This window comes from Streptomyces sp. NPDC033174, from assembly GCF_055577795.1.
Map to the genome: position 1 here is coordinate 658,284 of NZ_JBVIPQ010000004.1, position 24,608 is coordinate 682,891.

25 protein-coding genes are annotated in these 24,608 nt (G+C 71.4%); 20 read left to right on the forward strand and 5 right to left on the reverse strand.

The window, feature by feature from the left end; all coding sequences use genetic code 11:
- Positions 1-88 precede the first annotated feature (88 nt).
- Positions 89-1,201, forward strand: coding sequence for an alpha/beta hydrolase (locus ACZ5VC_RS16695; protein ID WP_469120750.1), 1,113 nt, complete (start codon positions 89-91; stop codon positions 1,199-1,201).
- Here the strand turns inward: ACZ5VC_RS16695 and ACZ5VC_RS16700 are convergent.
- Complete coding sequence (locus tag ACZ5VC_RS16700; protein WP_469120751.1) at positions 1,188-2,342, reverse strand: ABC transporter ATP-binding protein; 1,155 nt, start codon at positions 2,340-2,342, stop codon at positions 1,188-1,190. The genes ACZ5VC_RS16695 and ACZ5VC_RS16700 overlap by 14 nt on opposite strands.
- A 144-nt stretch (positions 2,343-2,486) precedes the next feature.
- Here ACZ5VC_RS16700 and ACZ5VC_RS16705 point away from each other — a divergent pair, with 144 nt between their 5' ends.
- The 4 genes from ACZ5VC_RS16705 to ACZ5VC_RS16720 all read left to right on the forward strand — a co-directional run bounded on the left by ACZ5VC_RS16705 (position 2,487) and on the right by ACZ5VC_RS16720 (position 6,199).
- Positions 2,487-3,164, forward strand: coding sequence for an ABC transporter permease (locus ACZ5VC_RS16705; protein WP_469120752.1), 678 nt, complete (start codon positions 2,487-2,489; stop codon positions 3,162-3,164).
- Positions 3,164-3,895 carry an ABC transporter permease gene (locus ACZ5VC_RS16710; protein ID WP_469120753.1) on the forward strand — a complete coding sequence of 244 codons (732 nt, stop codon included), beginning with the start codon at positions 3,164-3,166 and terminating at the stop codon, positions 3,893-3,895. Before ACZ5VC_RS16705 ends, ACZ5VC_RS16710 begins: the two co-directional genes overlap by 1 nt.
- A gap of 135 nt (positions 3,896-4,030) precedes the next feature.
- On the forward strand, positions 4,031-5,008 hold the full coding sequence (locus ACZ5VC_RS16715) for an ABC transporter substrate-binding protein (RefSeq protein WP_469120754.1): 978 nt from the start codon (positions 4,031-4,033) through the stop codon (positions 5,006-5,008).
- Between the two features lie 162 nt (positions 5,009-5,170).
- Positions 5,171-6,199 (forward strand): coiled-coil domain-containing protein, encoded by a 1,029-nt coding sequence (locus ACZ5VC_RS16720; protein ID WP_469120755.1) that lies wholly within the window; start codon positions 5,171-5,173, stop codon positions 6,197-6,199.
- Between the two features lie 95 nt (positions 6,200-6,294).
- On the opposite strand, the gene ACZ5VC_RS16725 is transcribed toward ACZ5VC_RS16720, so the two are convergent.
- Together ACZ5VC_RS16725 and ACZ5VC_RS16730 are read right to left on the reverse strand one after the other, a co-directional pair.
- The gene (locus ACZ5VC_RS16725) at positions 6,295-7,437 is read right to left on the reverse strand and encodes an NADH-quinone oxidoreductase subunit D (RefSeq protein WP_468711396.1); all 1,143 of its coding nucleotides are present in this window, start codon (positions 7,435-7,437) and stop codon (positions 6,295-6,297) included.
- Between the two features lie 28 nt (positions 7,438-7,465).
- The gene (locus ACZ5VC_RS16730) at positions 7,466-8,515 is read right to left on the reverse strand and encodes an SAM-dependent methyltransferase (protein WP_469120823.1); all 1,050 of its coding nucleotides are present in this window, start codon (positions 8,513-8,515) and stop codon (positions 7,466-7,468) included.
- A 96-nt stretch (positions 8,516-8,611) separates the two neighbouring features.
- Between ACZ5VC_RS16730 and ACZ5VC_RS16735 the strand changes: the two genes are divergently transcribed.
- The 4 genes from ACZ5VC_RS16735 (at position 8,612) to ACZ5VC_RS16750 (ending at position 11,746) form a co-directional block, all read left to right on the forward strand.
- Entirely contained in the window at positions 8,612-9,811 is a 1,200-nt protein-coding gene (locus tag ACZ5VC_RS16735; RefSeq protein WP_469120756.1) for a sensor histidine kinase, read from the forward strand.
- Between the two features lie 121 nt (positions 9,812-9,932).
- Complete coding sequence (locus ACZ5VC_RS16740) at positions 9,933-10,610, forward strand: response regulator transcription factor (protein ID WP_469120757.1); 678 nt, start codon at positions 9,933-9,935, stop codon at positions 10,608-10,610.
- 17 nt (positions 10,611-10,627) lie between these two features.
- Complete coding sequence (locus tag ACZ5VC_RS16745; RefSeq protein WP_469120758.1) at positions 10,628-11,236, forward strand: AAA family ATPase; 609 nt, start codon at positions 10,628-10,630, stop codon at positions 11,234-11,236.
- A gap of 240 nt (positions 11,237-11,476) precedes the next feature.
- Positions 11,477-11,746, forward strand: coding sequence for a hypothetical protein (locus ACZ5VC_RS16750; RefSeq protein WP_469120759.1), 270 nt, complete (start codon positions 11,477-11,479; stop codon positions 11,744-11,746).
- Between the two features lie 81 nt (positions 11,747-11,827).
- Here the strand turns inward: ACZ5VC_RS16750 and ACZ5VC_RS16755 are convergent, their stop codons facing one another.
- Positions 11,828-12,985, reverse strand: a complete 1,158-nt coding sequence (locus tag ACZ5VC_RS16755; protein ID WP_469120760.1) for a threonine aldolase family protein — start codon at positions 12,983-12,985, stop codon at positions 11,828-11,830.
- A gap of 125 nt (positions 12,986-13,110) precedes the next feature.
- On the opposite strand from ACZ5VC_RS16755, the gene ACZ5VC_RS16760 reads away from it, so the two are divergent.
- The 10 genes from ACZ5VC_RS16760 to ACZ5VC_RS16805 all read left to right on the forward strand — a co-directional run bounded on the left by ACZ5VC_RS16760 (position 13,111) and on the right by ACZ5VC_RS16805 (position 21,060).
- Positions 13,111-14,043, forward strand: coding sequence for a Rossmann-like and DUF2520 domain-containing protein (locus ACZ5VC_RS16760; protein WP_469120761.1), 933 nt, complete (start codon positions 13,111-13,113; stop codon positions 14,041-14,043).
- The gene (panC, locus tag ACZ5VC_RS16765; protein WP_469120762.1) at positions 14,040-15,035 is read left to right on the forward strand and encodes a pantoate--beta-alanine ligase; all 996 of its coding nucleotides are present in this window, start codon (positions 14,040-14,042) and stop codon (positions 15,033-15,035) included. Before ACZ5VC_RS16760 ends, panC begins: the two co-directional genes overlap by 4 nt.
- Positions 15,032-16,729, forward strand: coding sequence for an L-aspartate oxidase (locus tag ACZ5VC_RS16770; protein ID WP_469120763.1), 1,698 nt, complete (start codon positions 15,032-15,034; stop codon positions 16,727-16,729). The genes panC and ACZ5VC_RS16770 overlap by 4 nt, the downstream gene beginning before the upstream one ends.
- A 2-nt stretch (positions 16,730-16,731) precedes the next feature.
- Positions 16,732-17,778, forward strand: coding sequence for a carboxylating nicotinate-nucleotide diphosphorylase (gene nadC, locus ACZ5VC_RS16775; protein ID WP_469120764.1), 1,047 nt, complete (start codon positions 16,732-16,734; stop codon positions 17,776-17,778).
- A complete protein-coding gene (locus tag ACZ5VC_RS16780) occupies positions 17,778-18,584 on the forward strand; it encodes a type III pantothenate kinase (protein ID WP_469120765.1) in 807 nt (268 codons plus the stop codon). The genes nadC and ACZ5VC_RS16780 overlap by 1 nt, the downstream gene beginning before the upstream one ends.
- A gap of 124 nt (positions 18,585-18,708) precedes the next feature.
- Entirely contained in the window at positions 18,709-19,263 is a 555-nt protein-coding gene (locus tag ACZ5VC_RS16785) for a hypothetical protein (protein ID WP_469120824.1), read from the forward strand.
- A 14-nt stretch (positions 19,264-19,277) separates the two neighbouring features.
- Positions 19,278-19,451, forward strand: a complete 174-nt coding sequence (locus ACZ5VC_RS16790) for a hypothetical protein (protein ID WP_469120766.1) — start codon at positions 19,278-19,280, stop codon at positions 19,449-19,451.
- A gap of 103 nt (positions 19,452-19,554) precedes the next feature.
- Positions 19,555-20,013, forward strand: a complete 459-nt coding sequence (locus ACZ5VC_RS16795) for a BlaI/MecI/CopY family transcriptional regulator (RefSeq protein WP_469120767.1) — start codon at positions 19,555-19,557, stop codon at positions 20,011-20,013.
- A gap of 9 nt (positions 20,014-20,022) precedes the next feature.
- Positions 20,023-20,580 (forward strand): amino-acid N-acetyltransferase, encoded by a 558-nt coding sequence (locus tag ACZ5VC_RS16800; protein WP_469120768.1) that lies wholly within the window; start codon positions 20,023-20,025, stop codon positions 20,578-20,580.
- Between the two features lie 144 nt (positions 20,581-20,724).
- Positions 20,725-21,060 (forward strand): histone-like nucleoid-structuring protein Lsr2, encoded by a 336-nt coding sequence (locus ACZ5VC_RS16805; RefSeq protein ID WP_468711381.1) that lies wholly within the window; start codon positions 20,725-20,727, stop codon positions 21,058-21,060.
- On the opposite strand, the gene ACZ5VC_RS16810 is transcribed toward ACZ5VC_RS16805, so the two are convergent.
- Positions 21,039-21,596, reverse strand: a complete 558-nt coding sequence (locus ACZ5VC_RS16810; RefSeq protein WP_469120769.1) for an SCO3374 family protein — start codon at positions 21,594-21,596, stop codon at positions 21,039-21,041. The genes ACZ5VC_RS16805 and ACZ5VC_RS16810 overlap by 22 nt on opposite strands.
- Positions 21,597-22,038: 442 nt before the next feature.
- On the opposite strand from ACZ5VC_RS16810, the gene ACZ5VC_RS16815 reads away from it, so the two are divergent.
- On the forward strand, positions 22,039-24,564 hold the full coding sequence (locus ACZ5VC_RS16815; protein ID WP_469120770.1) for an ATP-dependent Clp protease ATP-binding subunit: 2,526 nt from the start codon (positions 22,039-22,041) through the stop codon (positions 24,562-24,564).
- Positions 24,565-24,608 lie beyond the last annotated feature (44 nt).

Here is a 24,608-nt window from a genome sequence, read left to right on the forward strand (position 1 = left end):
CGCTCTCTAGGACGGCACTTCCGGGGAGTGGGTTCACTCGCTCTCAGGAAATTCTCAAGCAACTCAAGGCAGAAAGCTCAATCGACTCATGGGTCTCACCAGCAACACAGTCCTGGCGCTGGCCATCGTGCTGGCCGTGGTGCTCTTCGCCACCACGATCTGGCTCTGGCCGCGGCTCTCGGGCCGCACCTGGCGCGCGGTGCTGGGCCGGGTGGGCCTGCTGCTGGCGACCCAGGTGGCGCTGTTCGCCTCGGTCGGCCTCGCGGCCAACAACTCGTTCCTCTTCTACGGGTCGTGGGCCGACCTCTTCGGCCAGGAGCAGGAGCTGGGCGTGGTCGTGGACCACTCGGCGGGGGCCAGGGACGTCAAGGTGGTGGCCACGCAGAAGGTCGACGTGCCGGGGGGCGGCCGGCCGGCGACCGGCGGCCAGATCCAGAAGGTCGTCATAGCGGGTGAGAAGTCGAAGATCGACAGCCCGGCATACGTCTATCTGCCGCCGGAGTACTTCCAGCCGAAGTACGCGAAGCGCACCTTTCCGGCCTCTGTCGTCCTGACCGGATACCCGGGCACCGCCGAGAACCTGCTCAAGGGCCTGAAGTACCCGAAGACCGCCTTCCAGCAGGCCAAGGCGGGGAAGACGCAGCCGATGATCCTGGTCATGATGCGGCCGACGGTCGCTCCGCCGCGCGACACCGAGTGCGTCGACATCCCCGGCGGCCCGCAGACCGAGACGTTCTTCGCGAAGGACCTGCCGAAGGCCGTCTCTGAGTCGTACCGGGTCGGCAAGGCGGCGCGGAACTGGGGCTTCATCGGCAATTCGACCGGCGGCTACTGCGCGCTCAAGCTCGCCCTGCATCACCCGGAGCAGTTCACCGCGGGCGTCGGGCTCTCCGCGTACTACAAGGCCGCCGAGGACATGACCACCGGCGACCTCTTCCACGGCGACAGGAAGAAGCGCAACCGCGCCAACCTGCTGTGGTCCCTGGACCACCTGCCCCAGGGCCCGACGTCCTTCCTGGTCACGACGTCGAAGCAGGGCGAGGGGAACCTGAAGGGGACCCTGGCCTTCGTCTCCAAGGTGAGGAAGCCCGCGCGCGTCTCCTCGATCACGCTCGACAGCGGGGGGCACAACTTCAACACCTGGAACCGGGAGATCCCGCCGGCCCTCGAGTGGATCAGCGGCCGGCTCAGCGCGAGCTGACCGATTCCAGCGCCACCTCCGCGCGGGCGATGTCCTGGGCGTCCGCGTCGATGGAGCGGCGCAGCGCCTCGTGCAGCCGGGCCGGCGTCAGTACGCCGAGGAAGCGCCCGGTCTCCTCGCGGTCGATGACGGCGATCCAGCCCGCGTCGTGCTGGAGCATCGTCGAGAAGGCCTGCTTGAGGGAGGCGCCGACGGGCAGCCAGGCCTCCATGCGTCGGGCGTGTGCCCGTACGGTGCCGCCCGAGGGGGCGGACGCGGCCTGTTCGGCGGAGATCCAGCCGTGCAGATTGTCGTCGGCGTCCAGGACGACCGCCCAGCGTGAGCCGAGGTCCCGGGGCAGCGGGTCGTCGAGATGGACGACGGGGGGCTGTTCGAGGTCACCCGTCTCGATCGGGGTGACGGACAGGCGCTTGAGCCCCCGGTCCGCGCCGACGAAGTCCGCGACGTACGGGGTGGCGGGCGCTCCGAGCACCGTGGCGGGGGCGTCGAACTGCTCGATCCTGCCGTGCCCGTACACGGCGATGCGGTCGCCGAGCCGGACGGCTTCCTCGATGTCGTGGGTGACGAAGAGGACGGTCTTCTTGACCTGGGACTGGAGCTTGAGGAACTCGTTCTGCAGGTGCTCGCGGACGACCGGGTCGACCGCGCCGAACGGCTCGTCCATGAGGAGGACCGGCGGATCGGCCGCCAGTGCCCTCGCCACACCGACGCGCTGACGCTGGCCGCCGGAGAGCTGCTCGGGGTAGCGGTCGCCGTACGTCCTCGGGTCGAGGCCGACCAGGTCGAGGAGTTCGGCGGCGCGCTCGCGGGCCTTGGCACGGCTGACGCCGAGGAGATGCGGCACGGTCGCGGTGTTGTCGAGGACGGTTTTGTGGGGGAAGAGGCCGACCTGCTGGATGACATAGCCGATCCGGCGGCGCAGCCGTACCGGGTCGATCGCGGCTATGTCCTCGCCGCCGACGTATATGCGGCCCTCGGAGGGCTCGATGAGGCGGTTGACCATCTTCATCGTGGTCGTCTTGCCGCAGCCGGAAGGACCGACGAGCGTGACCAGTTCACCCTCGGCGACCTCGAAGGAGAGGTCGTCCACGGCGGTCGTGCCGTCGGCGTACCGCTTCGTCACGTTCTCGAATCGGATCATGGTTCCCCATTGTGGCCGGTCGGACGGGGGAGTGTGTGAAGGCCATGTTGCCGCACTGTGGCGGGCCTCGGCGATTGTCAGTGGTCGGGGATAGGGTCGGTTTCCAGTCGAACAGCGGATCGGTCCGTGGTGGGGGGTGGGCACATGAGCTGTCTGGCGACGAACGACTGGATTTGCGGGGAGTACCTCCGCACCCGTAGCCAGGAGTTGACCGACGCGACGCTCCAGCATGTCGGGATCACCGTGGTGTCGGTGCTGATCGGGCTGGTGATCGCCGTGCCGCTCGCGCTCGTCGCCCGGGCCCGGCCGAGGTTCGCGGGACCGGTGCTGGGCCTGACGACCGTGCTCTACACGATTCCCTCGCTGGCGATGTTCTCGTTGCTGCTGCCGTTCTTCGGGCTCTCGGCGGCGCTCGTGGTGACCGGCCTCGTGCTCTATTCGCTGACGATTCTCGTGCGGAACATGCTGGCGGGCCTGGAGGCGGTGCCCGCCGAGGCGCGGGAGGCCGCGCACGGGATGGGTTACGGCCCCGCCCGGCTGCTGTGGGAGGTCGAACTCCCTCTCGCGCTGCCCGCCTTGATGGCCGGCATACGGATGGCGACGGTGTCGACGATCGCGCTGACGACCGTCGGCTCCATCGTGGGCCGGGGCGGTCTGGGCAATCTCATCGAGGACGCGCTGCCGAGTTTCTTCAAGGCGCAGGTGCTGGCCGCCTCGGTGCTGTGCGTCCTGCTCGCCGTCGTCGCGGATCTGTTGCTGCTGGGGCTCCAGCGGATGCTGACGCCCTGGACGCGCATGCGTACCGCCGAGGGGAGCGGCTGATGGGGGTTCTGGGCGAGGCGTGGAGCTGGCTGGGCAGCGGCGCCAACTGGTCGGGGGAGGGCGGCGTCTGGAACCGGCTCGGCGAGCATGTGTACGTGAGCGGGGTGGCGCTGGCCGTCGCCTGTCTGATCGCTCTGCCGCTCGGGCTGTTCCTGGGCCATCTCGGCAGGGGCGGCACACTGGCGATCAACGTGTCCAACGTGGGGCGGGCGATACCCGTCTTCGCGGTCCTCGCCCTCTTCATGGTGTCGCCGCTGCGCAACGCCGGCTATCTGCCCACGGTGATCGCACTGGTGCTGTTCGCCGTGCCGCCGCTGCTGACCAACGCGTATGTGGGAATGCGGGAGGTGGACCGGGCGGTCGTGGAGGCCGCGCGGGGGATGGGGATGTCGGGGCGCCAGCTCTTCCTCCGGGTCGAACTGCCCCTGGCCCACCCGCTGATCATGACCGGGCTCCGCTCGGCGGCGGTCCAGGTGGTCGCCACGGCGACCATCGCCGCGATGGTCGGCCAGGGCGGCCTCGGCCGGATCATCACCGCCGGCTTCAACACGTACAACACCGCGCAGGTGGTGGCGGGCGCGCTGCTCGTGGCCCTGCTCGCCCTGCTGGTGGAGGCGGCGCTGGTGGGCGTGGACCGACTCTTCAGCCCCGGACGCCCCTCGCCGCGCCCGGCCTCCACCCGGTCCCCTGCGACGGGACCCGACCGCAAGATCCCCACCGCCGGACCGTGACCCCTCCGACAGACCCGACGACCCCTGACCGAAGCCCGAGGTCGTGTCCGCAAAGTCTCGCCCGCACTCCGGGCGGACGACGATACTTTGCGGACGCTCCCTGGCGGCTGAGACGTATGACTGGATGGTGAGCTCGTGAGCAGGATCTCGCGTATCGCGGGTGCGGTACTGGGCGTTGCGGCGCTGACGGCGGGTCTCGCCGCGTGCGGCGGCGACAGCCTGGAGAAGGAGAAGTCGGGCGGTTCGTCCGGTTCCGGCGACGGCAAGAAGGGTTCGCTCGTCGTCGGCGCGGCGGCCTTCACCGAGTCGAAGGTCCTGGCGGAGCTCTACGCACAGGTCCTCGCCGACGCCGGCTACGGCACGTCGATCACCACGGTGAAGAATCGCGAACTGTACGAGCCGTCGCTGGAGAAGGGCGACATCGACGTCGTGCCGGAATACGCCGCCACGATCGCGGAATTCCTGAACGCGAAGGTGAACGGCCCGAAGGCGCCGGAAGAGAAGCCGGTCGCCTCCGGTGACGCGGCCGCCACCGTCGAGGCGCTGAAGAAGCTCGCCGAACCGCGTGGTTTGAAGGTGCTCACCGCCGGAGAGGCCGTCGATCAGAACGCGTTCGCGGTGACCAAGGAATTCGCCGAGAAGAACAAGCTCACGACGCTTTCCGATCTCGGCAGGTCGAAGCTGAAGGTGAAGATCGCCGCGGCCGACGAATGCTCGATACGGCCGTACTGCGCGCCCGGTCTCAAGAAGACGTACGGCATCGACGTCACCGGAGTCGACCCCAAGGGTGTCGGTACGCCGCAGTCCAAGCAGGCCGTCAAGGACGGGGTGGACCAGCTGGTGCTGACGACCACCACGGACGCCACCCTCGACTCCTTCGGGCTGGTGTTCCTCCAGGACGACAAGAAGCTGCAGAATGCCGACAATGTGCTGCCGGTCGTCAATGCGAAGGACGCCGGGGCGCCCGGGATAGCCGCCGCTCTGGACAAGCTGACCAAGACGCTGACGACCGCCGATCTCATCGCGCTGAACCGCAAGGTGGACGCCGAGCGGGCCAAGCCGCAGGACGTCGCGAAGGAGTACCTGAAGTCCAAGGGGCTGATCAAGAAGTAAGGAGCGGGTAAGCGGAGTCGGCCCGCGCGGGGAAGAAGGAGTCGGCCCGCGCCGGGAGGCGACGCAGTTCGTCGCCCGTCGTTCCGCTTGTTGCCGACAAGTGAGCAAGAGAATGCCGGGCCGACACCCCATACGGCGCCTACGCACGGTAAATTTCAGGCCATGCCACGTGGACGCCACCGCCATTCCCCACCTCTCCACAGGCTCCTGCCGCCCTCCGCGGTCGCCGGAGCTCCGGTCCTCTGTGCCGCCGGCGCCTGGCTGTTCGCCGATCCGGTACTGCTCCGGGTGCTGGTCGCCGCTGCGGCGGGCGCCGCGGTCACCGGCGCGGTCCTCATGCGCCGCTGGGACCGCAGCGCCGGCCGCAAGGTCGCGGAGCTGATGCGTGCGCGGCTCGGTGACGAGTGGCGGACCGAGGAGCGCATAGCCGAACTCGAGGCGGACATCGAGGAGTCCCGCGAGCTGCGGTCCAGGCTCGACGCCAAGCTGCGGGCCAAGCGGGTGGAGTTGGCCGCGCTGCGCGGGGAGCACGCGGCGCTGCTGCGCCGGTACGCCACCGCGGAGACCGAGCGGGCCAGCGCCCTCGAGGGCCGCAGGCAGCTCGCCCTGGAGGCGGCCGCCCCCGCCAAGGCGCTGACGGCGGGTGGTTCCACGCCGTCGCCGGCCGCGTATCTGCAGGCGGCGAAGGCGCTGGAGAACCTCACGCGGAACGCGGCGGCCCAGGAGGCCCGGCGCACCACCGAGGAGGCGCGGCGCCGGGACCTGGCCGAGCGGGCACGGGAGGCGGACGAACCGCAGGGGAAGCACGCGGCGGTCAGCGCCCCGACACAGCCGGGCGGTGCCCCGGCGCACAGCGCTCCGGGCGGGTCGGAGCAGCACGCCCGGCCGATGTCGGCGCTGCCCGCCGTCCGTGTCGTCCCGGCCGCCACGGCGATCGTGCCGTACGCCGCCCAGCGCCGTCCCGCCCCGCGCCCCGAGGGAGGCTTCGACTTCTTCGGTACGCAGAAGAAGGCGGCGGCCGCGATCGAGGCGGTGGCGCAGGAGGACCTCGCCGATGTGGTGGGCGAGGAGGCCCTCGCCGTGCACACGAGCTCCGAGGACCGGGCGGTCGGCCAGGTCATCGACCTGACCGCGCACGACGAGACCGAGCAGATCGATGTGGTCGAGCTGCGCGGGGCCGTGAACTCCTGACCGGGCCCCTCGGGCCCTGAACGTCGCGGCCGTCCAGGCTCTGGACATCCCGGCCGTCCAGGCTGGGAACTTGCCGGTCGCCGCCTCGGATCCGGCTACTTGTCGATGTCGCCGACGACGAAGAAGAGCGAGCCCAGGATCGCCACCATGTCCGCGACCAGCGTCCCGGGCAACAGCTCTGTCAGCGCCTGGATGTTGTTGTACGACGCCGAGCGCAGCTTGAGGCGGTACGGGGTCTTCTCACCCTTGGAGACCAGGTAGTAGCCGTTGATGCCGAGGGGGTTCTCGGTCCACGCGTAGGTGTGGCCCTCGGGCGCCTTGAGCACCTTCGGCAGCCGCTGGTTGATCGGGCCGGGCGGCAGCTCCGCGATCCGGTCCAGGCAGGCGTCCGCCAGGTCGAGGGCGTTGTGCGTCTGGTCGAGCAGGCACTCGAAGCGGGCGAGGCAGTCGCCCTCCTCACGGGTGACGACCTTCAGTACGTCCGCCAGCTCCCCGTACGCGAGGTACGGCTCGTCGCGGCGCAGGTCGAAGTCGACCCCGGAGGCGCGGGCGATCGGCCCGCTCACCCCGTAGGCGTGCACCGTCTCGGCGGCAAGGACGCCCACACCGCGCGTGCGGCCGCGGAAGATCTCGTTGCCGAGAACCAGCCGGTCGTAGACGTCCATCCGGGAGCGGAGGGCGGCGACGGCTTCGCGGGCACGGCCCGTCCAGCCGGCCGGGAGGTCCTCCTTGAGGCCGCCGACCCGGTTGAACATGTAGTGCATCCGGCCGCCGGAGACCTCCTCCATGACGTGCTGGAGGTCCTCGCGCTCGCGGAAGGCGTGGAAGATCGGGGTGATTCCGCCCAGTTCAAGGGGGTACGACCCCAGGAACATCAGGTGGTTGAGGACCCGGTTCAGTTCGGCGAGCAGGGTGCGCGTCCAGACCGCCCGCTCGGGGACCTCCATGCCGAGCATCCGCTCGACCGCCATGACCACACCGAGTTCGTTGGAGAACGCGGACAGCCAGTCGTGGCGGTTGGCCAGCATCACGATCTGCCGGTAGTCCCGCGCCTCGAAGAGCTTCTCGGCGCCACGGTGCATATAGCCGATGACCGGCTCGGCGTGCCGGATCACCTCGCCGTCCAGGACCAGGCGCAGGCGGAGCACGCCATGGGTGGAGGGATGCTGGGGGCCGATGTTGAGCACCATGTCGGTGCTCTCCGCCGCGCCGCCGATGCCGACCGTGGTCTCCGTCATGCCGGACAGTATCCCTCGCCGGTACGCGCTATTCCGTGCCGGGTGGGACGGGTGCGGCGGGCGCCCCGGACGTGGCGGGTCCCCCGGACTTCTCCGGGGCGCCGGACACCCGCTGCGTCAGCCAGGTGAAGTCCCCGAGGCCGCCCCTCGCCGTCAGCTCGGCCGCCTCGCCCGCCGCCGACAGCGCCCGCACGTACGCCACCGGGTCGGAGGAGGCGAGCGCCAGGGGCGGCCGGCCCCCGCTCACGCCCAGGCCGGCCAGCGCCTCCCGCTGGGACAGCAGGTCGGTGCCGGGCAGCGCGGGGGCCGCCGCGCAGGCGTCCAGGGCCACGTGGGAGGTCAGGTCGCAGCTCCCGTCCGGGACCGGCCGCACCTCCCGCCCGCCCCGGAATCCGGTCAGCGTCCCGAACGGCGGCCTGGCCTCCCGGACGTGCGCGTAGTCGACGGCGACGGCCAGGCCCTCGTCCAGGGTGGCGACCGCGGCCGCCCAGGCCTCGTCGCGCGGACGCCCGATCTCGGCCCGCTCACCGGGCTCTCCCAGCGGCCACCACCTCTCCAGCCAGCGCGCGTCCGGGCCGGCGACCGGCGGGCCGAGCCGCTCGGTGCCGTCGGCCCGCACCTCGACGTACCGGGGCACGCCCGCGTCGTCGGCCTGGGCGATGTCCACCGGCACGTTGTCCAGCCACTCGTTGGCGAAGAGCAGCCCGCGCACTCCGGCGGGCGGCCGGTCGCTCCAGGCGATGCGCGGGTCGAGGCCCTCGGGGCGGGCGGCCCGCTCGACGGCGTGGGCCCGGACCCGCAGTCCGGGATCCACCTCCGCCAGCACCCCGGTCAGCAGCTCCCCACGGCCCGCGCCCACGTCCACCAGCGCGATCTCGTCCCCGCCGATCTCCCGCGCGACCCGCTCCAGCAGCCGGGCGACGGCGGAGGCGAAGAGCCGGGACGCGTGGACGGACGTACGGAAGTGGCCGGCCGGTCCCTCGGGCCGCAGATAGAAGCCGTCAGGCCCGTACAACGCCGTCTCGGCGGCCTGCCGCCAGCCGCTCCACCCCGCGGACTTACACGTCTCATCCGTCACGGGCACCAGTCTCCACCTTGCGGAGTACGCCTCCGGTGACGGGATCGCCCCTCCGGTTGACCCATGCACCTATCGGCCTTCCCTACGCTTGGTCACGTGCAGAGCCTCTACGACTTCCTCCGCAGACACCCGACGGGCGTCGACACCTTCTGGGCCGTCGTCCTTCTCGGGTTCTCCATGCTGTGGGTGATCTCGAAGGCTCCCACGGGCGAACCCGTCGCCGGCCATGTGTGCGTCGCCCTGCTGCTCTCCCTCGTCGTCGCCCTGCGCCGCCGCGCCCCCGAGCGGATGCTGCTCCTCGCGGCCGCCGTGGGAGTCGGCCAGCTCGCGCTGGACATCGTGCCGACCATCGCCGACTTCGCGATGCTTGTCATCATCTACACGGTGGCCGCCCACGACGGCCCGCGCTGGGCGTCGAGAGTGGCGCTGGCGGGCGGGCTCAGCGCCGCGACCCTGTCGCAGCTGCGCTGGCAGGAGAGCGGCATGGGCATCGGATCCAAGATCTTCTTCTCCATGATCATGACGGTGCCGTTCGCCCTCGCCTGGGTGCTCGGCGACTCGGTGCGCACCCGGCGCGCCTACTTCGCACAGCTGGAGGAACGGGCGTCGCGGCTGGAGCGGGAGCGCGAGGCGCAGGCGAAGGTCGCCGTGGCCGCCGAGCGCGCCCGCATCGCCCGCGAGCTGCACGACGTCGTGGCCCACAACGTGTCCGTGATGGTGGTGCAGGCCGACGGCGCCGCGTACGTCCTGGACGCCGCGCCCGACCAGGCCAGGCAGGCGCTGGAGACGATCTCCAGCACCGGGCGGCAGGCGCTCGCCGAGATGCGCCGGCTCCTGGGCATCCTGCGCACCGGCGAACACGAGGAAGCCGGGGAGTACGTCCCCCAGCCCGACGTCGAGCAGATCGGTGACCTCGTCGAGCAGGTCCGGGGCTCCGGCCTCACCGTCGACTTCAAGATCGAGGGGACACCGCGGCCGCTGCCGAGCGGCGTCGAGCTCACCGCGTACCGGATCGTGCAGGAAGCCCTCACCAACACCCGCAAGCACGGCGGCCCGGAGGCGGGCGCGAGCGTGCGGCTGGTGTACTTCGACGACGGACTCGGCCTGCTGGTCGAGGACGACGGCCGGGGGGCGACCCACGAGATGTACGAGGACGGCGGCGCCGACGGCCGCGGCCACGGCCTGATCGGGATGCGGGAGCGGGTCGGCATGGTCGGCGGCACGCTGGACGCGGGACCGCGGCCCGGCGGCGGCTTCCGGATCAGCGCCCTGCTTCCGCTCAAGGCCGCCCACTAGTCCGCCCGGAGCCCGCACGCCCCGCACGCCCCGCACCCGTCAGCCCAGCCCAGCCCGGCCCAGCCCAGGCCAGGACAGCCCCGCCCCGCCCCCGCCGCACCCGATCCCGAGGACCCCTGACATGACGATCCGCGTGATGCTCGTCGACGACCAGATGCTGCTGCGCACCGGTTTCCGTATGGTGCTGGCCGCCCAGCCGGACATGGAGGTCGTCGCCGAGGCGGGCGACGGCGTCGAGGCCATCCAGAACCTCCGCTCCACCAGCGTGGACGTCGTGCTCATGGACGTCCGTATGCCGAAGCTCGACGGCGTCGAGGCCACCCGCCGCATCTGCGCCGAACCGGACGCCCCCAAGGTCCTGATCCTGACCACCTTCGACCTCGACGAGTACGCCTTCTCGGGGCTGAAGGCGGGCGCGAGCGGCTTCATGCTCAAGGACGTGCCGCCGTCCGAACTGCTCAGCGCGATCCGGTCGGTGCACAGCGGCGACGCGGTCGTCGCTCCGTCCACGACGCGGCGCCTGCTCGACCGCTTCGCGCCGATGCTGCCTTCGGGTGGCAAGGAGCCCCAGCACGCGTCACTCGCGAAGCTGACGGAAAGGGAGCGGGAGGTCATGATGCTGGTCGCCCAGGGCCTGTCGAACGGCGAGATCGCGGCGCGTCTCGTCCTCTCCGAAGCGACCGTCAAGACCCATGTGGGGCGCATCCTCACGAAGTTGGATCTCCGCGACCGGGTGCAGGTCGTCGTGCTCGCATACGAGACGGGCCTCGTTCGGGCGGGCGGCGCAGGAGCCTCCTGATCGGGCATCCTGGTCCGATGCTGCTGTGGATCAACGGCCCTTTCGGGGGCGGCAAGACCCAGACCGCGTACGAGCTCCGGCGGCGGCTGCCGGGCAGTGTCGTGTGCGATCCGGAGCACGTCGGATTCGGCCTGCACCGGATGCTGCCGCGCGAACTGCGCGGTGACTTCCAGGATCTGCGGTCCTGGCGGGAGGGGGTGTACGAGGTGCTGGACCTGGCGCTGCGCGAGCACCGCGGCGGGCCGGTGATCGCCCCCATGACGCTGGTGGACGCCGGGTACTTCCAGGAGATCGTCGGCCGGCTGCGCACCGAGGCGGGGCACGAGGTGCACCACTTCGCGCTGCTCGCGGAGCGCGAGACGGTCCTGCGGCGGCTGACCGAGCGCGGCCTGGGGCGCGGTCTGAAGCGCGAGAGCTTCGCGGTGCGCAAGCTGGACCACTGCCTGGAGCGGCTGAGCGGACCGGAGTTCGCCGAGCACATCCGTACGGACCGGCTCGGCATCCCCCAGGTTGCGGAAGCGGTGGCACGCTCGGCCGGTCTGCGGCTGCTGCCGAACGAGGACGGGCCGCTGCGCCACCGGCTGCGGCGCATCCGGGTGGGCCTCGCCCACATCCGCTTCGACTGAGGCGGTGGCGAGGACCGCGAAGGTGGCGACGCGCGGGCCGGTGGCGACGCTCGGCACGGGGGGCGAGGACGGGGCCGGTGGCGAGGAGCGTCCCCGGCGCGGCACCTGGCGCAGCACCGTCTCCAGGAAGCCGCTGCCGATCCGGGCGACCGCCGCGAGCGGGGGGTGCGGCGTCGCGTCGTTTGACAGGCCTCGTCGATCGACGGGCGCGCTGGGCCGTCCGGGCGCATCGTGAATGCCATGAACGCCATCGAGCAGCACATGATCGACGCCTACCGCTCGGCCCAGCACGGCGAGCCGGCCCCACCGCTGCCGGGCGCGCACGACTGGTCGGCGCTCGCCTCGGTCCGCGACCACCACCGCTTCACCGCGGTCGTCGCCGGCCGCCCCGCCGGGGGCCGCACCGGGCCGGCGCTGACCCGGCTGGTGTCCCGGCTCTCGGCTCTCTCCCACATCCTGCCTCTGCCGCACGGGTCGCACCGCCCGCCGTCGGCGAGGGGCTGCCGCTAGGCCGTGTCCGTGGAGCCGGAGCCCCGTCCGCCTCCGGCGGACGACGCCACCTCGTGGACCACTCCCCGGGCCGCGTCCGGCTCAGGGCAGGCGCGCCATGAATCCCTCGACCGCCTCCGCGACGTCCGCCTCCGTCCACGCCAGCCCCGGCTCGTCCACGGTCACCTCGGTGACCGCCACCCCCGGCGGGCCCCCGGCGCCCGGGGAGAACCAGCGGCGGAAGAGGGTGACGCCCGTGTCCTCGGCCTGCCGGACCGACGCCTCGGTCAGGGCGTCCGGGTCGTACGGGAGCCACACCTGGAACTGATGGGTGTGCGGCTCCTCGGGATGGACGCGGAACCACGCCGTTCCCGCCGCCTCGAACCCCGACCGCAGTCCCGCCGCCACCACGCGCGCGTGCGCCACGTACGAGGGCAGCCGTGGAAGCTTCCGGGCCATCCCGGCCAGGGCTCCCACCGCCGCCGCGGACTGCTGGAAGACCAGCCCGCCGTACCGGTGCCGCCACGCCCTCGCCTCGGCGATCAGGTCCTCGGATCCGACGAGGGCCGCGCCCGACGGCCCGTCGAGGGACTTGTAGAAGGAGACGTACACGGTGTCCGCGAGGGCCGCGATCTCGGCCAGCTCGCGTCCGAAGTGAGGGGCGCACTCCCACAGTCGCGCGCCGTCGAAGTGCACCACCGCATCGCGTTCCCGCGCGGCCTCCACCACGTCCACCAGCTCCTGCCACGAGGGCAGGACGAATCCGGCGTCCCGCAGCGGAAGTTCCAGCATCAGCGTGCCGAAGGGGTCCGCCAGGTCCCGGATCTCCTCGGCCGTCGGCAGCCGCGCCGCGTCCGTCGGATGGACCGTCCGCAGGCCGCTCACCGCGCCGAGCGCACCCCCTTCGTGGACCTCCGGATGCGCCAGCGGGTGCAGGGCGACCACCGGGTTCCCGGTCCGGCCCGCCCAGCACCTCAGCGCCACCTGCTGCGCCATCGTCCCGGTCGGGAAGAAGGCGGCGGCGGGGAAACCGAGCAGGTCGGCGACGCGCCGCTCGACCTCGGCGACGACCCCGTCGCCGTACACGTCGACGGGCGCCGCCACGTCGGCGACCGAGGCCGCGTCGTCCGCGAGCGCTCTCAGCCGTTCCCCGAGGGGAAGGTCCACCGAGGGCCGCCACAACGTCCTCGTGGAGGACCGCCAGGCCTCGATCCTCCGGCGCCTCGCGTTCCGCTCGTCCTCGCCCGGCTCATCGTCCATCCACCGATCATCACATCGCCGCCCGGACCCTGTGGACAGTCGGGGAAGGTCGCGAAACGCTGGCGTAGCATGACGAGAAATCGTCCGGTACCCCCCGCGGACTGGAACGGAAGGCCACCGTCAGCGTGAACGCACCACCAGAACCCCGCCCGGCCCGCCTGACCGTCGGCGTCGTCGGCGCCGGCCGGGTCGGACCCGCACTCGCGGCGTCCCTGCGGCTCGCCGGCCACCACCCGGTCGCCGTGTCCGGCGTCTCCGAGGCGTCGGTGCGCCGCGCCGCCGCGCTCCTGCCGGACGTGCCGATCGTGCCGCCCGCGCAGGTCATGGCCGCCGCCGACCTGGTGCTGCTGACGGTTCCCGACGACGCCCTGCCCGGCCTCGTCGAGGGCCTCGCCGAGACCGGAGCCGTACGCCCCGGACAGCTCCTGGTGCACACCTCCGGGCGGTACGGCGCCAGGGTCCTGGACCCGGCCCGCCGCGCCGGGGCTCTGCCGCTCGCCCTGCACCCCGCGATGACCTTCACCGGCACGTCCGTGGACGTCCAGCGGCTGGCCGGCTGCTCGTTCGGCGTCACCGCGCCCGAGGAGCTGCGGCTGGCCGCCGAGGCGCTCGTCATCGAGATGGGCGGCGAGCCCGAGTGGATCGAGGAGGAGGCCCGCCCGCTCTACCACGCGGCCCTCGCCCTCGGCGCGAACCATCTGGTCACCCTGGTCGCCCAGTCCATGGAGCTGCTGCGTACGGCCGGGGTCGCCGCCCCCGACCGGATGCTCGGACCACTGCTCGGCGCGGCCCTGGACAACGCGCTCAGGTCCGGCGACGCCGCGCTCACCGGCCCTGTGGCCCGGGGTGACGCCGGCACGGTCGCCGCACACGTCGCCGAACTGCGCACGCACGCGCCCGCCACGGTCGCCGGCTATCTCGCGATGGCCCGGGCGACCGCCGACCGGGCGCTCGCCCACGGCCTGCTCAAGCCCGAGCTCGCCGAGGACCTGCTGGGCGTCCTGGCGGAAAGTGTCCTGGCCGAGGGGCCCGAGGGGTCCGAGGGGAACGACCGATGAGCCTCGCACCGGTCCGCACGGCGGCCGAACTCCACGCGCTGGGCAACGGCGGCAGGCGCGCCGTCGTCATGACCATGGGCGCCCTCCACGAAGGCCACGCCACCCTCGTCCGCAACGCCCGCGGGCAGGTCGGCCCCGACGGCTTCGTCGTCGTCACCGTCTTCGTCAACCCACTCCAGTTCGGCGCCGGCGAGGACCTCGACCGCTACCCCCGCACCCTGGACGCCGACCTCAGGACCGCCGAGGAGGCGGGCGCCGACGCCGTCTTCGCCCCCTCCGTCGACGAGGTCTACCCCGGCGGGGAGCCGCAGGTCCGGATCACCGCGGGCCCCATGGGCGAGCGGCTCGAAGGCGCCTCCCGGCCCGGCCACTTCGACGGCATGCTGACCGTCGTCGCCAAGCTGCTCCACCTCACCCGCCCCGATGTCGCCCTCTTCGGCCAGAAGGACGCCCAGCAGCTGGCATTGATCCGGCGCATGGCCCACGACCTCAACTTCCCGGTCGACATCGCGGGTGTCCCGACCGTGCGGGAGCCGGACGGTCTCGCGCTCTCCAGCCGCAACCGCTACCTCTCGCCGGCCGAGCGCCACACCGCGCTCGCCCTGTCCGGTGCCCTGTTCGCCGCCCAGGACCGGCTCGCCGCCCAGCTGGCGCTGCGCGCGCGTGCCGAGTCGCTGCCCGCCCCCCAGGCCAGGGCCGCCGCGCTGTCCCGGATCGGCGAGGCCCGCGCGGCCGCCGACGCGCACGCGGTCGCCCAGGCCACCGAGAGCGGCGGCGCCGACGCCGTACGGGCCGCGGCCCGCGCGGTTCTCGATGACGCGGCCAAGGCCGACCCGCCGCTGGTCCTCGACTATCTGGCGCTGGTCGACCCGTCCGACTTCACCGAAGTTCCCGACGACCACGGCGGGGAGGCGATCCTCGCCGTCGCCGCCCGCGTCGGCTCGACCCGCCTCATCGACAACATCCCCCTGACCTTCGGAGCCCCCAAGTGACCGGAATACGGCTGCACGCGCCCGCGCCGGGCTGGGCCATCGACGCCGACGTCGTCGTGGTCGGCTCCGGCGTCGCGGGACTCACCGCCGCCCTGCGCTGCAGTGCCGCCGGGCTGCGTACGGTCGTCGTCACCAAGGCCCGCCTGGACGACGGCTCCACCCGCTGGGCGCAGGGCGGCATCGCGGCCGCCCTCGGCGACGGGGACACCCCCGAGCAGCACCTGGACGACACGCTCGTCGCGGGCGCGGGCCTGTGCGACGAGGTGGCCGTACGGACGCTGGTCACCGAGGGCCCCGACGCCGTGCGCCGGCTGATCGCCACCGGCGCGGACTTCGACAAGGACCCCGACGGGGACATCGCGCTCACCCGCGAGGGCGGCCACCACCGCCGCCGGATCGCGCACGCCGGAGGCGACGCGACCGGCGCCGAGATCTCCCGGGCCCTGGTCGAGGCGGCCCGTGCGGACTCCGTCCGCACCATCGAGAACGCGCTGGTCCTGGACCTCCTCACGGACGCCGAGGGCCGTACGGCGGGCGTCACCCTGCACGTCATGGGCGAGGGCCAGCACGACGGCGTAGGCGCCGTCCACGCCCCCGCGGTCGTCCTCGCCACCGGCGGCATGGGCCAGGTCTTCTCCGCGACGACCAACCCGGCCGTCTCCACCGGCGACGGGGTCGCGCTCGCGCTGCGGGCCGGCGCCGAGGTCAGCGACCTGGAGTTCGTGCAGTTCCACCCCACCGTGCTCTTCCTGGGCCCGGACGCCGAAGGCCAGCAACCGCTGGTCTCCGAGGCGGTACGGGGCGAGGGCGCCCATCTCGTCGACGCGTCCGGCACCCGCTTCATGCTCGGACAGCACGAGCTGGCCGAGCTCGCCCCCCGGGACATCGTCGCCAAGGCGATCATGCGGCGGATGCGGGAGCAGGACGCCGAGCACATGTACCTGGACGCCCGGCACTTCGGCGCCGAGATGTGGGAGCACCGCTTCCCGACGATCCTGGCCGCCTGCCGCTCCCACGGCATCGACCCGGTCACCGAGCCGATCCCGGTCGCCCCCGCCGCGCACTACGCCTCCGGCGGTGTCCGCACCGATCTGCACGGCCGCACCACCGTTCCCGGCCTGTACGCCTGCGGCGAGGTGGCCTGCACCGGCGTCCACGGCGCCAACCGGCTCGCGTCCAACTCCCTGCTCGAGGGACTGGTCTTCGCCGAGCGCATCGCCGACGACATCACCGCGGCGACCGTCGCCGTCCCGGGCGCGCCGGTCCCGCACCCGGCCCCGGTCACGCTGCCGCTGCCCGACCCGGGCGCCCGCGTCCGTATCCAGCGGATCATGACCAGGGGCGCCGGAGTGCTGCGCTCCGCCGCGAGCCTGGCCGCCGCCGCCGAGGCCCTGGAGAACCTCCACGCCGACGCCGTCGCCGGGGACGGCGACGACCACAAGTCCTCCGAGCCCGGCGTCGAGTCCTGGGAGACCACCAACCTGCTGTGCGTCGCCCGTGTCCTGGTCGCCGCCGCCCGCCGCCGCGAGGAGACCCGCGGCTGCCACTGGCGCGAGGACCACCCCGACCGCGACGACACCACCTGGCGCCGCCACCTCGTCGTGAGCCTCAGCCCCGACCGGACCCTGGACGTCCGGCCCACCGGCACCCAAGACTTCCCCCCGACCGCCGCCGACGCCCCCAGGGAGCCGTAACCGTGAGCACGCCCGAAGAAGAACGCCCGCGCCCCGTGGACGTACCGCTGATCCAGATCAGCGCCCCCAGTGCCCAGGCCGAGGAGGCCGGCTGCGGTGACGGCTGCGGCTGCGGTGGCGACGAGGTCTACGAGTGCGGGCTCGACCCGGCGCTGGCCCAGCTCCTGGCCGACGCGGGCCTGGACCCCGTACAGGTCGAGGACATCGCGCACCTCGCCATCGAGGAGGACCTCGACGGCGGTGTGGACGTCACCACCGTGGCGACCGTCCCCGAGGACGCCGTCGCGACCGCCGACTTCACCGCCCGCGAGCACGGGGTGGTGGCCGGCCTGCGCGTCGCCGAGGCGGTGCTCTCCATCGTCTGCACCGACACCTTCGAGGTGGAGCGGCACGTCGAGGACGGCGCGCGCGTGGAGCCCGGCCAGAAGCTGCTGTCCGTCACCACCCGCACCCGCGACCTGCTCACCGGCGAGCGCAGCGCCCTCAACATCCTCGGCCGTCTCTCCGGCATCGCCACCGCCACGCGCGCGTGGGCCGACGCCCTCGAAGGCACCGGCGCCCGGGTACGCGACACCCGCAAGACCACGCCGGGCCTGCGCGCCCTGGAGAAGTACGCGGTGCGCTGCGGCGGCGGCGTCAACCACCGCATGTCGCTCTCCGACGCGGCCCTGGTCAAGGACAACCACGTGGTCGCCGCCGGCGGCGTCGCGCAGGCCTTCAAGGCCGTACGGGAGACGCTCGCCGAGATGGGCACCCCGGACGTCCCGATCGAGGTCGAGGTCGACACGCTGCACCAGGTCCGCGAGGTCCTGGAGGCGGGCGCCGACCTGATCCTGCTCGACAACTTCACCCCCCTGGAGACCGAGGAGGCCGTCGCGCTGGTGGCCGGCCGCGCCGCGCTCGAGTCCTCCGGCCGCCTCACCCTGGACAACGCCGCCGCGTACGCCGCCACCGGCGTCGACTACCTCGCGGTCGGCGCGCTCACCCACTCCGCCCCGGTCCTGGACATCGGCCTCGACCTGCGTGAGGCGAACGAGGCGAACGTCTGATGCTGCTCACCATCGACGTCGGCAACACCCATACCGTCCTCGGCCTCTTCGACGGCGAGGAGATCGTCGAGCACTGGCGCATTTCCACGGACCCGCGCCGCACCGCCGACGAGATGGCGGTCCTGCTCCAGGGCCTGATGGGGATGCACCCGCTGCTCGGCGTGGAGCTCGGGGACGGCATCGAGGGCATCGCGATCTGCTCGACCGTTCCCTCGGTCCTGCACGAGCTGCGCGAGGTGACCCGCCGGTACTACGGCGACGTCCCCGCCGTCCTGGTGGAGCCCGGCATCAAGACGGGCGTGCCCGTCCTGACGGACAACCCGAAGGAGGTCGGCGCGGACCGCATCATCAACTCGGTCGCGGCCGTCGAGCTCTACGGCGGCCCGGCGATCGTCGTCGACTTCGGCACGGCGACGACGTACGACGCGGTCAGCGCGCGCGGTGAGTACACCGGCGGCGTCATCGCCCCCGGCATCGAGATCTCGGTCGAGGCACTGGGCGTCAAGGGCGCCCAGCTGCGGAAGATCGAGCTGTCCCCGCCGCGGAGCGTGATCGGCAAGAACACGGTGGAGGCGATGCAGTCGGGCATCGTGTTCGGCTTCGCGGGACAGGTCGACGGTGTCGTGGAGCGGATGAAGCGCGAGCTGACCGGCCCGGGCGGCGACCCGTCGGACGTCACGGTGATCGCGACGGGCGGCCTCGCGCCGATGGTGCTGAGCGAGTCGTCGATGATCGACGAGCACGAGCCCTGGCTGACGCTGATCGGTCTGCGCCTGGTCTACGAACGGAACATCGCCCGGATGTGACGGCCGCGCCGCCGCGCGAGCGGCCGGGCCGGCGAGGCGCGCCAGGGAAAGTCCGTTAAGGGAATTTTGTCTGATTAGCGCGTATCGTCGGCCCATGCCCACGCCCTACGGATCCCGCGGCGGCATGGCGTTCGGCGCAGACGAGCTGCGTGTGCTCCGACGCGCCCTGGCCGTTGCCCTTCACCCGACCCCCCTCGATGACGAGGACGTCCAGGACTGCCTGCGCCTCGCCGACTCCCTGGACGAGGCGGTCCGCGAAGCCGGACGGCTGCGCGCCTTCCTCCTCGCCGACCTGGCCCGCTACCGCGACGCCCTGCCCGGCACCGCCCCCGGTTACCTGGAGCTGCTCCAGGACGCCCTGGCCGCCGGGTACGACCCACAGCCCGAGGATCTCGGCGCACTGCGCACCCTGCGCTCCACGCCCGTCGGCGCGGCGCTCCTCGACCGCTGCCGGCTCCTCGCCGAGCACTCCGTACGGGCGCGCCTGGCCCGTGTCACCGCGCCTCGCACCCGGCTCTTCGCCCTGCAGGGCGGCCGGTCGGGCGAGGAGGAGAAGCCGAAGCCCGCGCCGAAGCCGCCGGAGCCCGCCCCGACCGAGAAGCCGGTCCCCAAACCGTCCGAGGTCTTCCCGCCCCGCCGCCGCCCCGCGCCCCCGCCCGCACAGCGCGCCGCCGGATAGCTACCCTGGACGGCATGGAATACGTATCCGCGCTCCTGCCCCCCGTCGTGATGGCCGCCTTCTTCATCGGGCTCGTCGTGACGATCGTCAAGAGCCAGGGCGGCCCGAACAAGGCCAAGGAGGATGCCGCCGTGGACGCGGCGCTCGCCCGCGCCGAGGCGACCCGCCAGGCGGAGGGCACCCCGTAGCCCGGGGCGCCACCTCCGAGGACGTACGACTGCGTTCAAGTCGTACGTCCTTTTTGTTACGTCAATAGTGGGCCATTCCGACATCGCCCACTATGGTGGCGCTGTGCCCCGTCAATTGGGAGAGCTGGAAGACGCCGTCATGACCCGCGTCTGGCAATGGAACCGGCCGGTGACGGTCCGGGAAGTCCTGGAAGATCTGCAGCAGGAACGCTCCATCGCCTACACCACCGTCATGACGGTAATGGACAATCTCCATCAGAAGGGCTGGGTGCGCAGGGAAGTCGACGGCCGCGCCTATCGATATACCGCGGTCTCCACCCGAGCCGCCTACGCGGCCGCACTGATGAACGAAGCCTGGTCGCAGAGCGACAACCCCGCCGCCGCTCTGGTGGCCTTCTTCGGCATGATGTCGGCCGAGCAGCGCGTGGCACTCAACGACGCGGTCCGTATGGTCCAGCCCGACGCCCCGGAACTGCCCACCGAGCAGAGCCCCGAACCTCCCGGCGAGCCTTCGCCACTTCCGCCGGAGGGCGCCGACGGCGAGGCGGAGCCGGGGCGATAGCGTCCACCCATGCCGTCCTCCGTGCCTCCGCCTCCGACGCCCCACACACCCAATCCCGCAGCGAAAGCCGTCACCGTACGGCGGGCGCGGACCAGCGATGTCGCGGCGGTCCGCCGACTCGTCGATCCGTTCGTCACCGAAGGCATCCTGCTCGACAAAGCGACGGTCACGCTTTACGAGGACATCCAGGAGTTCTGGGTCGCCGAACGCGACGAGGACGGACTGGTCGTCGGCTGCGGCGCACTGCATGTGATGTGGGAAGACCTCGCGGAAGTCCGCACTCTCGCGGTGGACCCCGACTTCCGTGGCGCCGGCGTCGGCCACCAGGTGCTGGACAAGTTGTTGCACACGGCCCGCTGGCTCGGTGTGCGCCGGGTTTTCTGCCTCACCTTCGAAGTCGACTTCTTCGCCAAGCACGGCTTCGTCGAGATCGGTGAGACACCGGTCGACGGAGATGTCTACAGCGAGCTGCTGCGTTCCTATGACGAGGGTGTCGCGGAGTTCCTCGGTCTCGAACGAGTGAAGCCGAACACCTTGGGCAACAGCCGGATGCTTCTGCACCTGTGATCGTATCGATCGCGCGGAACCCTATGTCCGAATCGCGCACGTTTCCCGCGTTCCCGGGGTTCTGAACCTCTCCCAGGGGTTTGTGTTTTTCAGGGAAAAGCGGTTTCCTTTCCGCGTACTGCATTTTCGATGAAAGGAAATCCGGTGGCACAGAAGGTTCAGGTCCTTCTTGTCGATGACCTCGACGGTGGCGAGGCGGACGAGACCGTGACGTTCGCGCTGGACGGCAAGACCTACGAGATCGACCTCACCACCACCAACGCGGACAAGCTCCGCGGCCTGCTCGAGCCGTACACCAAGAGCGGCCGGCGTACCGGTGGCCGTTCCGCCACCGGCCGGGGCAAGGGCCGTGTCGCCACCGGCGGGAACAAGGACACCGCCGAAATCCGCGCATGGGCGAAGGCGAACGGCTTTGAGGTGAATGACCGCGGCCGCGTTCCGGCCACGGTGCGTGAGGCTTACGAGAAGGCCAACGGCTGAGTTCGCAGCAACCGGGCCCGGTGGCATTCCGTCGCCGCCGCGTCCACGAGTCGTACCAGCCCGGAGCCCCAGTGCGCCGCGCCGCCGCCCCCGATCGAGGGCAGGGCGGGCAGGGACGACTCGACCTCGCGTCCGGGCTCGGGGGGCCGCAGCCACACGGCGGCCCCCCGCGAGCCGGAACCGCTCTCTCCTGGGGGAACCGGGGCGGTGATCCGGCCGCCCGCGCCGCGGATCGTGAGATCGAGGGCGATGCCGCCCCACTCCAGCCAGTCGAGCAGCCCCGGCAGCTCCTCCGCGCTCCCCGCGGCCACCAGCAGCCCCATGCGGTGCCTCAAGAGGGCCACAGGGCCCGTGCTGCCCACCCGTCGCAGCACGGCGAAGCCCGCGGCCGCCGGTAGTTCCAGCACATCGAAACGCAGTCCCGTGAGCAGCTGCACCGGGGGGCCGCTCAGGATGGCCCAGCCGAGCTCGTTCTCGTACCACCGGGCAGTGCCGCCGTCGAGGGGCGACCGGGGGAGCGGAACAGTGATGGCCATACCCGGGGCAACTGCCGAGCGGGACTCTTGGTTACGCGTTCCGCTACCCAGCGTACTGGCGGGTGTGCGAAGAGTGTCCGCAATGGGGGCGTGCGGACGCATTCGGCAGCGCAAGGATGTTCGCCCGTAGCGGAGGGAACCCGGGTATGCCGCATGGAGTGTCAGTGCTTACGGGTAAGACATTCCTAGTGGGAAGGGGCGACACGCAGGCTTCCACGTCTCACGTTCGCCATGGGCGTACACAAGGCGCGGGTAACTGCTTGGCCTGCGGGAACATCGTCTCGCACCATCGGGTTGGAGCAGATGTCGGCGTTCGGGGTCAGGAGGCCAAGGACGGTGTCGGCAGTTGGAATGAGCGGTCCCCGCTTGCGGGACTAAGCTGCGGAAGGACAGGGAGGGGATCGACCCCTAACTGACTGACCGCTCTGAGGAGCGATTAACGATGTTCGAGAGGTTCACCGACCGCGCGCGGCGGGTTGTCGTCCTGGCTCAGGAAGAAGCCCGGATGCTCAACCACAACTACATCGGCACCGAGCACATCCTCCTGGGCCTTATCCACGAGGGTGAGGGTGTCGCCGCTAAGGCCCTGGAGAGCCTCGGGATTTCGCTCGAGGCGGTCCGACAGCAGGTGGAGGAGATCATCGGTCAGGGCCAGCAGGCCCCGTCCGGGCACATTCCCTTCACCCCTCGTGCCAAGAAGGTCCTGGAGCTGTCGCTCCGGGAGGCTCTTCAGCTGGGCCACAACTACATCGGCACGGAGCACATCCTGCTCGGCCTGATCCGCGAGGGCGAGGGCGTCGCCGCCCAGGTCCTCGTGAAGCTCGGCGCCGATCTCAACCGGGTGCGGCAGCAGGTCATCCAGCTGCTCTCCGGCTACCAGGGCAAGGAAGCCGCCACGGCGGGCGGCCCTGCCGAGGGCACCCCCTCCACGTCCCTGGTCCTCGACCAGTTCGGCCGGAACCTCACCCAGGCCGCCCGTGAGTCCAAGCTCGACCCGGTCATCGGGCGCGAGAAGGAGATCGAGCGGGTCATGCAGGTGCTGTCCCGCCGGACGAAGAACAACCCCGTTCTCATCGGCGAGCCCGGCGTCGGCAAGACCGCCGTCGTCGAGGGACTGGCGCAGGCCATCGTCAAGGGCGAGGTGCCCGAGACCCTCAAGGACAAGCACCTCTACACCCTCGACCTCGGCGCGCTGGTCGCCGGCTCCCGCTACCGCGGTGACTTCGAGGAGCGCCTGAAGAAGGTCCTCAAGGAGATCCGCACCCGCGGCGACATCATCCTGTTCATCGACGAGCTCCACACCCTGGTGGGTGCGGGCGCCGCCGAGGGCGCGATCGACGCGGCTTCCATCCTGAAGCCGATGCTCGCGCGCGGTGAGCTCCAGACCATCGGTGCCACCACGCTCGACGAGTACCGCAAGTACCTGGAGAAGGACGCCGCGCTGGAGCGCCGCTTCCAGCCGATCCAGGTCGCGGAGCCGTCGCTGCCGCACACGATCGAGATCCTCAAGGGTCTGCGCGACCGCTACGAGGCCCACCACCGCGTCTCCATCACGGACGAGGCGCTGGTCCAGGCCGCGACCCTGGCCGACCGGTACATCTCGGACCGCTTCCTGCCGGACAAGGCGATCGACCTGATCGACGAGGCCGGTTCCCGGATGCGCATCCGCCGGATGACCGCGCCGCCGGACCTCCGCGAGTTCGACGAGAAGATCGCCGGCGTGCGCCGGGACAAGGAGTCCGCGATCGACTCCCAGGACTTCGAGAAGGCGGCGTCTCTCCGCGACAAGGAGAAGCAGCTGCTGGCGGCGAAGGCCAAGCGGGAGAAGGAGTGGAAGGCCGGCGACATGGACGTCGTCGCCGAGGTCGACGGCGAGCTGATCGCCGAGGTCCTCGCGACCGCCACCGGCATCCCGGTCTTCAAGCTGACCGAGGAGGAGTCCTCGCGACTGCTGCGCATGGAGGACGAGCTGCACAAGCGCGTCATCGGCCAGCAGGACGCGGTCAAGGCCCTCTCCAAGGCGATCCGCCGTACCCGTGCCGGTCTGAAGGACCCCAAGCGCCCCGGTGGCTCGTTCATCTTCGCCGGCCCGTCCGGTGTCGGTAAGACCGAGCTCTCCAAGTCGCTCGCGGAATTCCTCTTCGGCGACGAGGACGCGATGATCTCCCTCGACATGTCGGAGTTCAGCGAGAAGCACACGGTTTCCCGTCTCTTCGGTTCCCCGCCCGGATACGTGGGTTACGAAGAGGGTGGCCAGCTCACCGAGAAGGTGCGCCGGAAGCCGTTCTCCGTCGTCCTCTTCGACGAGGTCGAGAAGGCCCACCCCGATATCTTCAATTCCCTGCTCCAGATTCTGGAAGACGGTCGCCTGACCGACTCCCAGGGCCGAGTGGTGGACTTCAAGAACACGGTCATCATCATGACGACCAACCTCGGGACCCGGGACATCTCGAAGGGCTTCAACCTGGGCTTCGCGGCCCAGGGCGACACGAAGTCCAACTACGAGCGGATGAAGAACAAGGTCAGCGACGAGCTGAAGCAGCACTTCCGCCCGGAGTTCCTCAACCGTGTGGACGACGTCATCGTCTTCCCGCAGCTGACCGAGGACGACATCCTGCAGATCGTCGACCTGATGATCAACCGGGTGGACGAGCGCCTGAAGGACCGCGACATGGGCATCGAGCTCAGCGCGGACGCCAAGCAGCTGCTCGCCAAGAAGGGCTACGACCCCGTGCTGGGCGCCCGTCCGCTGCGTCGGACGATCCAGCGTGAGATCGAGGACTCGCTGTCGGAGAAGATCCTCTTCGGTGAGCTGCGCCCCGGTCACATCGTGGTCGTGGACACCGAGGGCGAGGGTGAGGCGAAGAAGTTCACCTTCCGCGGCGAGGAGAAGTCCGCTCTGCCGGACGTCCCGCCGATCGAGCAGGCGGCCGGCGGAGCCGGGCCGAACCTCTCGAAGGACGCGTGACGCTTCGCTGAGTGGTTGAAGGGGCTGCCCCGGTCCGTACGGAG

Coding starts and splice junctions, on each gene's coding strand:
- ACZ5VC_RS16695 (WP_469120750.1), top strand. CDS start 89: ATGGGTCTCACCAGCAACACAGTCCTGGCGCTGGCCATCGTGCTGGCC.
- ACZ5VC_RS16700 (WP_469120751.1), bottom strand. CDS start 2,342: ATGATCCGATTCGAGAACGTGACGAAGCGGTACGCCGACGGCACGACC.
- ACZ5VC_RS16705 (WP_469120752.1), top strand. CDS start 2,487: ATGAGCTGTCTGGCGACGAACGACTGGATTTGCGGGGAGTACCTCCGC.
- ACZ5VC_RS16710 (WP_469120753.1), top strand. CDS start 3,164: ATGGGGGTTCTGGGCGAGGCGTGGAGCTGGCTGGGCAGCGGCGCCAAC.
- ACZ5VC_RS16720 (WP_469120755.1), top strand. CDS start 5,171: ATGCCACGTGGACGCCACCGCCATTCCCCACCTCTCCACAGGCTCCTG.
- ACZ5VC_RS16725 (WP_468711396.1), bottom strand. CDS start 7,437: ATGACGGAGACCACGGTCGGCATCGGCGGCGCGGCGGAGAGCACCGAC.
- ACZ5VC_RS16740 (WP_469120757.1), top strand. CDS start 9,933: ATGACGATCCGCGTGATGCTCGTCGACGACCAGATGCTGCTGCGCACC.
- ACZ5VC_RS16745 (WP_469120758.1), top strand. CDS start 10,628: ATGCTGCTGTGGATCAACGGCCCTTTCGGGGGCGGCAAGACCCAGACC.
- ACZ5VC_RS16750 (WP_469120759.1), top strand. CDS start 11,477: ATGAACGCCATCGAGCAGCACATGATCGACGCCTACCGCTCGGCCCAG.
- ACZ5VC_RS16755 (WP_469120760.1), bottom strand. CDS start 12,985: ATGGACGATGAGCCGGGCGAGGACGAGCGGAACGCGAGGCGCCGGAGG.
- panC (WP_469120762.1), top strand. CDS start 14,040: ATGAGCCTCGCACCGGTCCGCACGGCGGCCGAACTCCACGCGCTGGGC.
- ACZ5VC_RS16780 (WP_469120765.1), top strand. CDS start 17,778: ATGCTGCTCACCATCGACGTCGGCAACACCCATACCGTCCTCGGCCTC.
- ACZ5VC_RS16785 (WP_469120824.1), top strand. CDS start 18,709: ATGGCGTTCGGCGCAGACGAGCTGCGTGTGCTCCGACGCGCCCTGGCC.
- ACZ5VC_RS16790 (WP_469120766.1), top strand. CDS start 19,278: ATGGAATACGTATCCGCGCTCCTGCCCCCCGTCGTGATGGCCGCCTTC.
- ACZ5VC_RS16800 (WP_469120768.1), top strand. CDS start 20,023: ATGCCGTCCTCCGTGCCTCCGCCTCCGACGCCCCACACACCCAATCCC.
- ACZ5VC_RS16810 (WP_469120769.1), bottom strand. CDS start 21,596: ATGGCCATCACTGTTCCGCTCCCCCGGTCGCCCCTCGACGGCGGCACT.
- ACZ5VC_RS16815 (WP_469120770.1), top strand. CDS start 22,039: ATGTTCGAGAGGTTCACCGACCGCGCGCGGCGGGTTGTCGTCCTGGCT.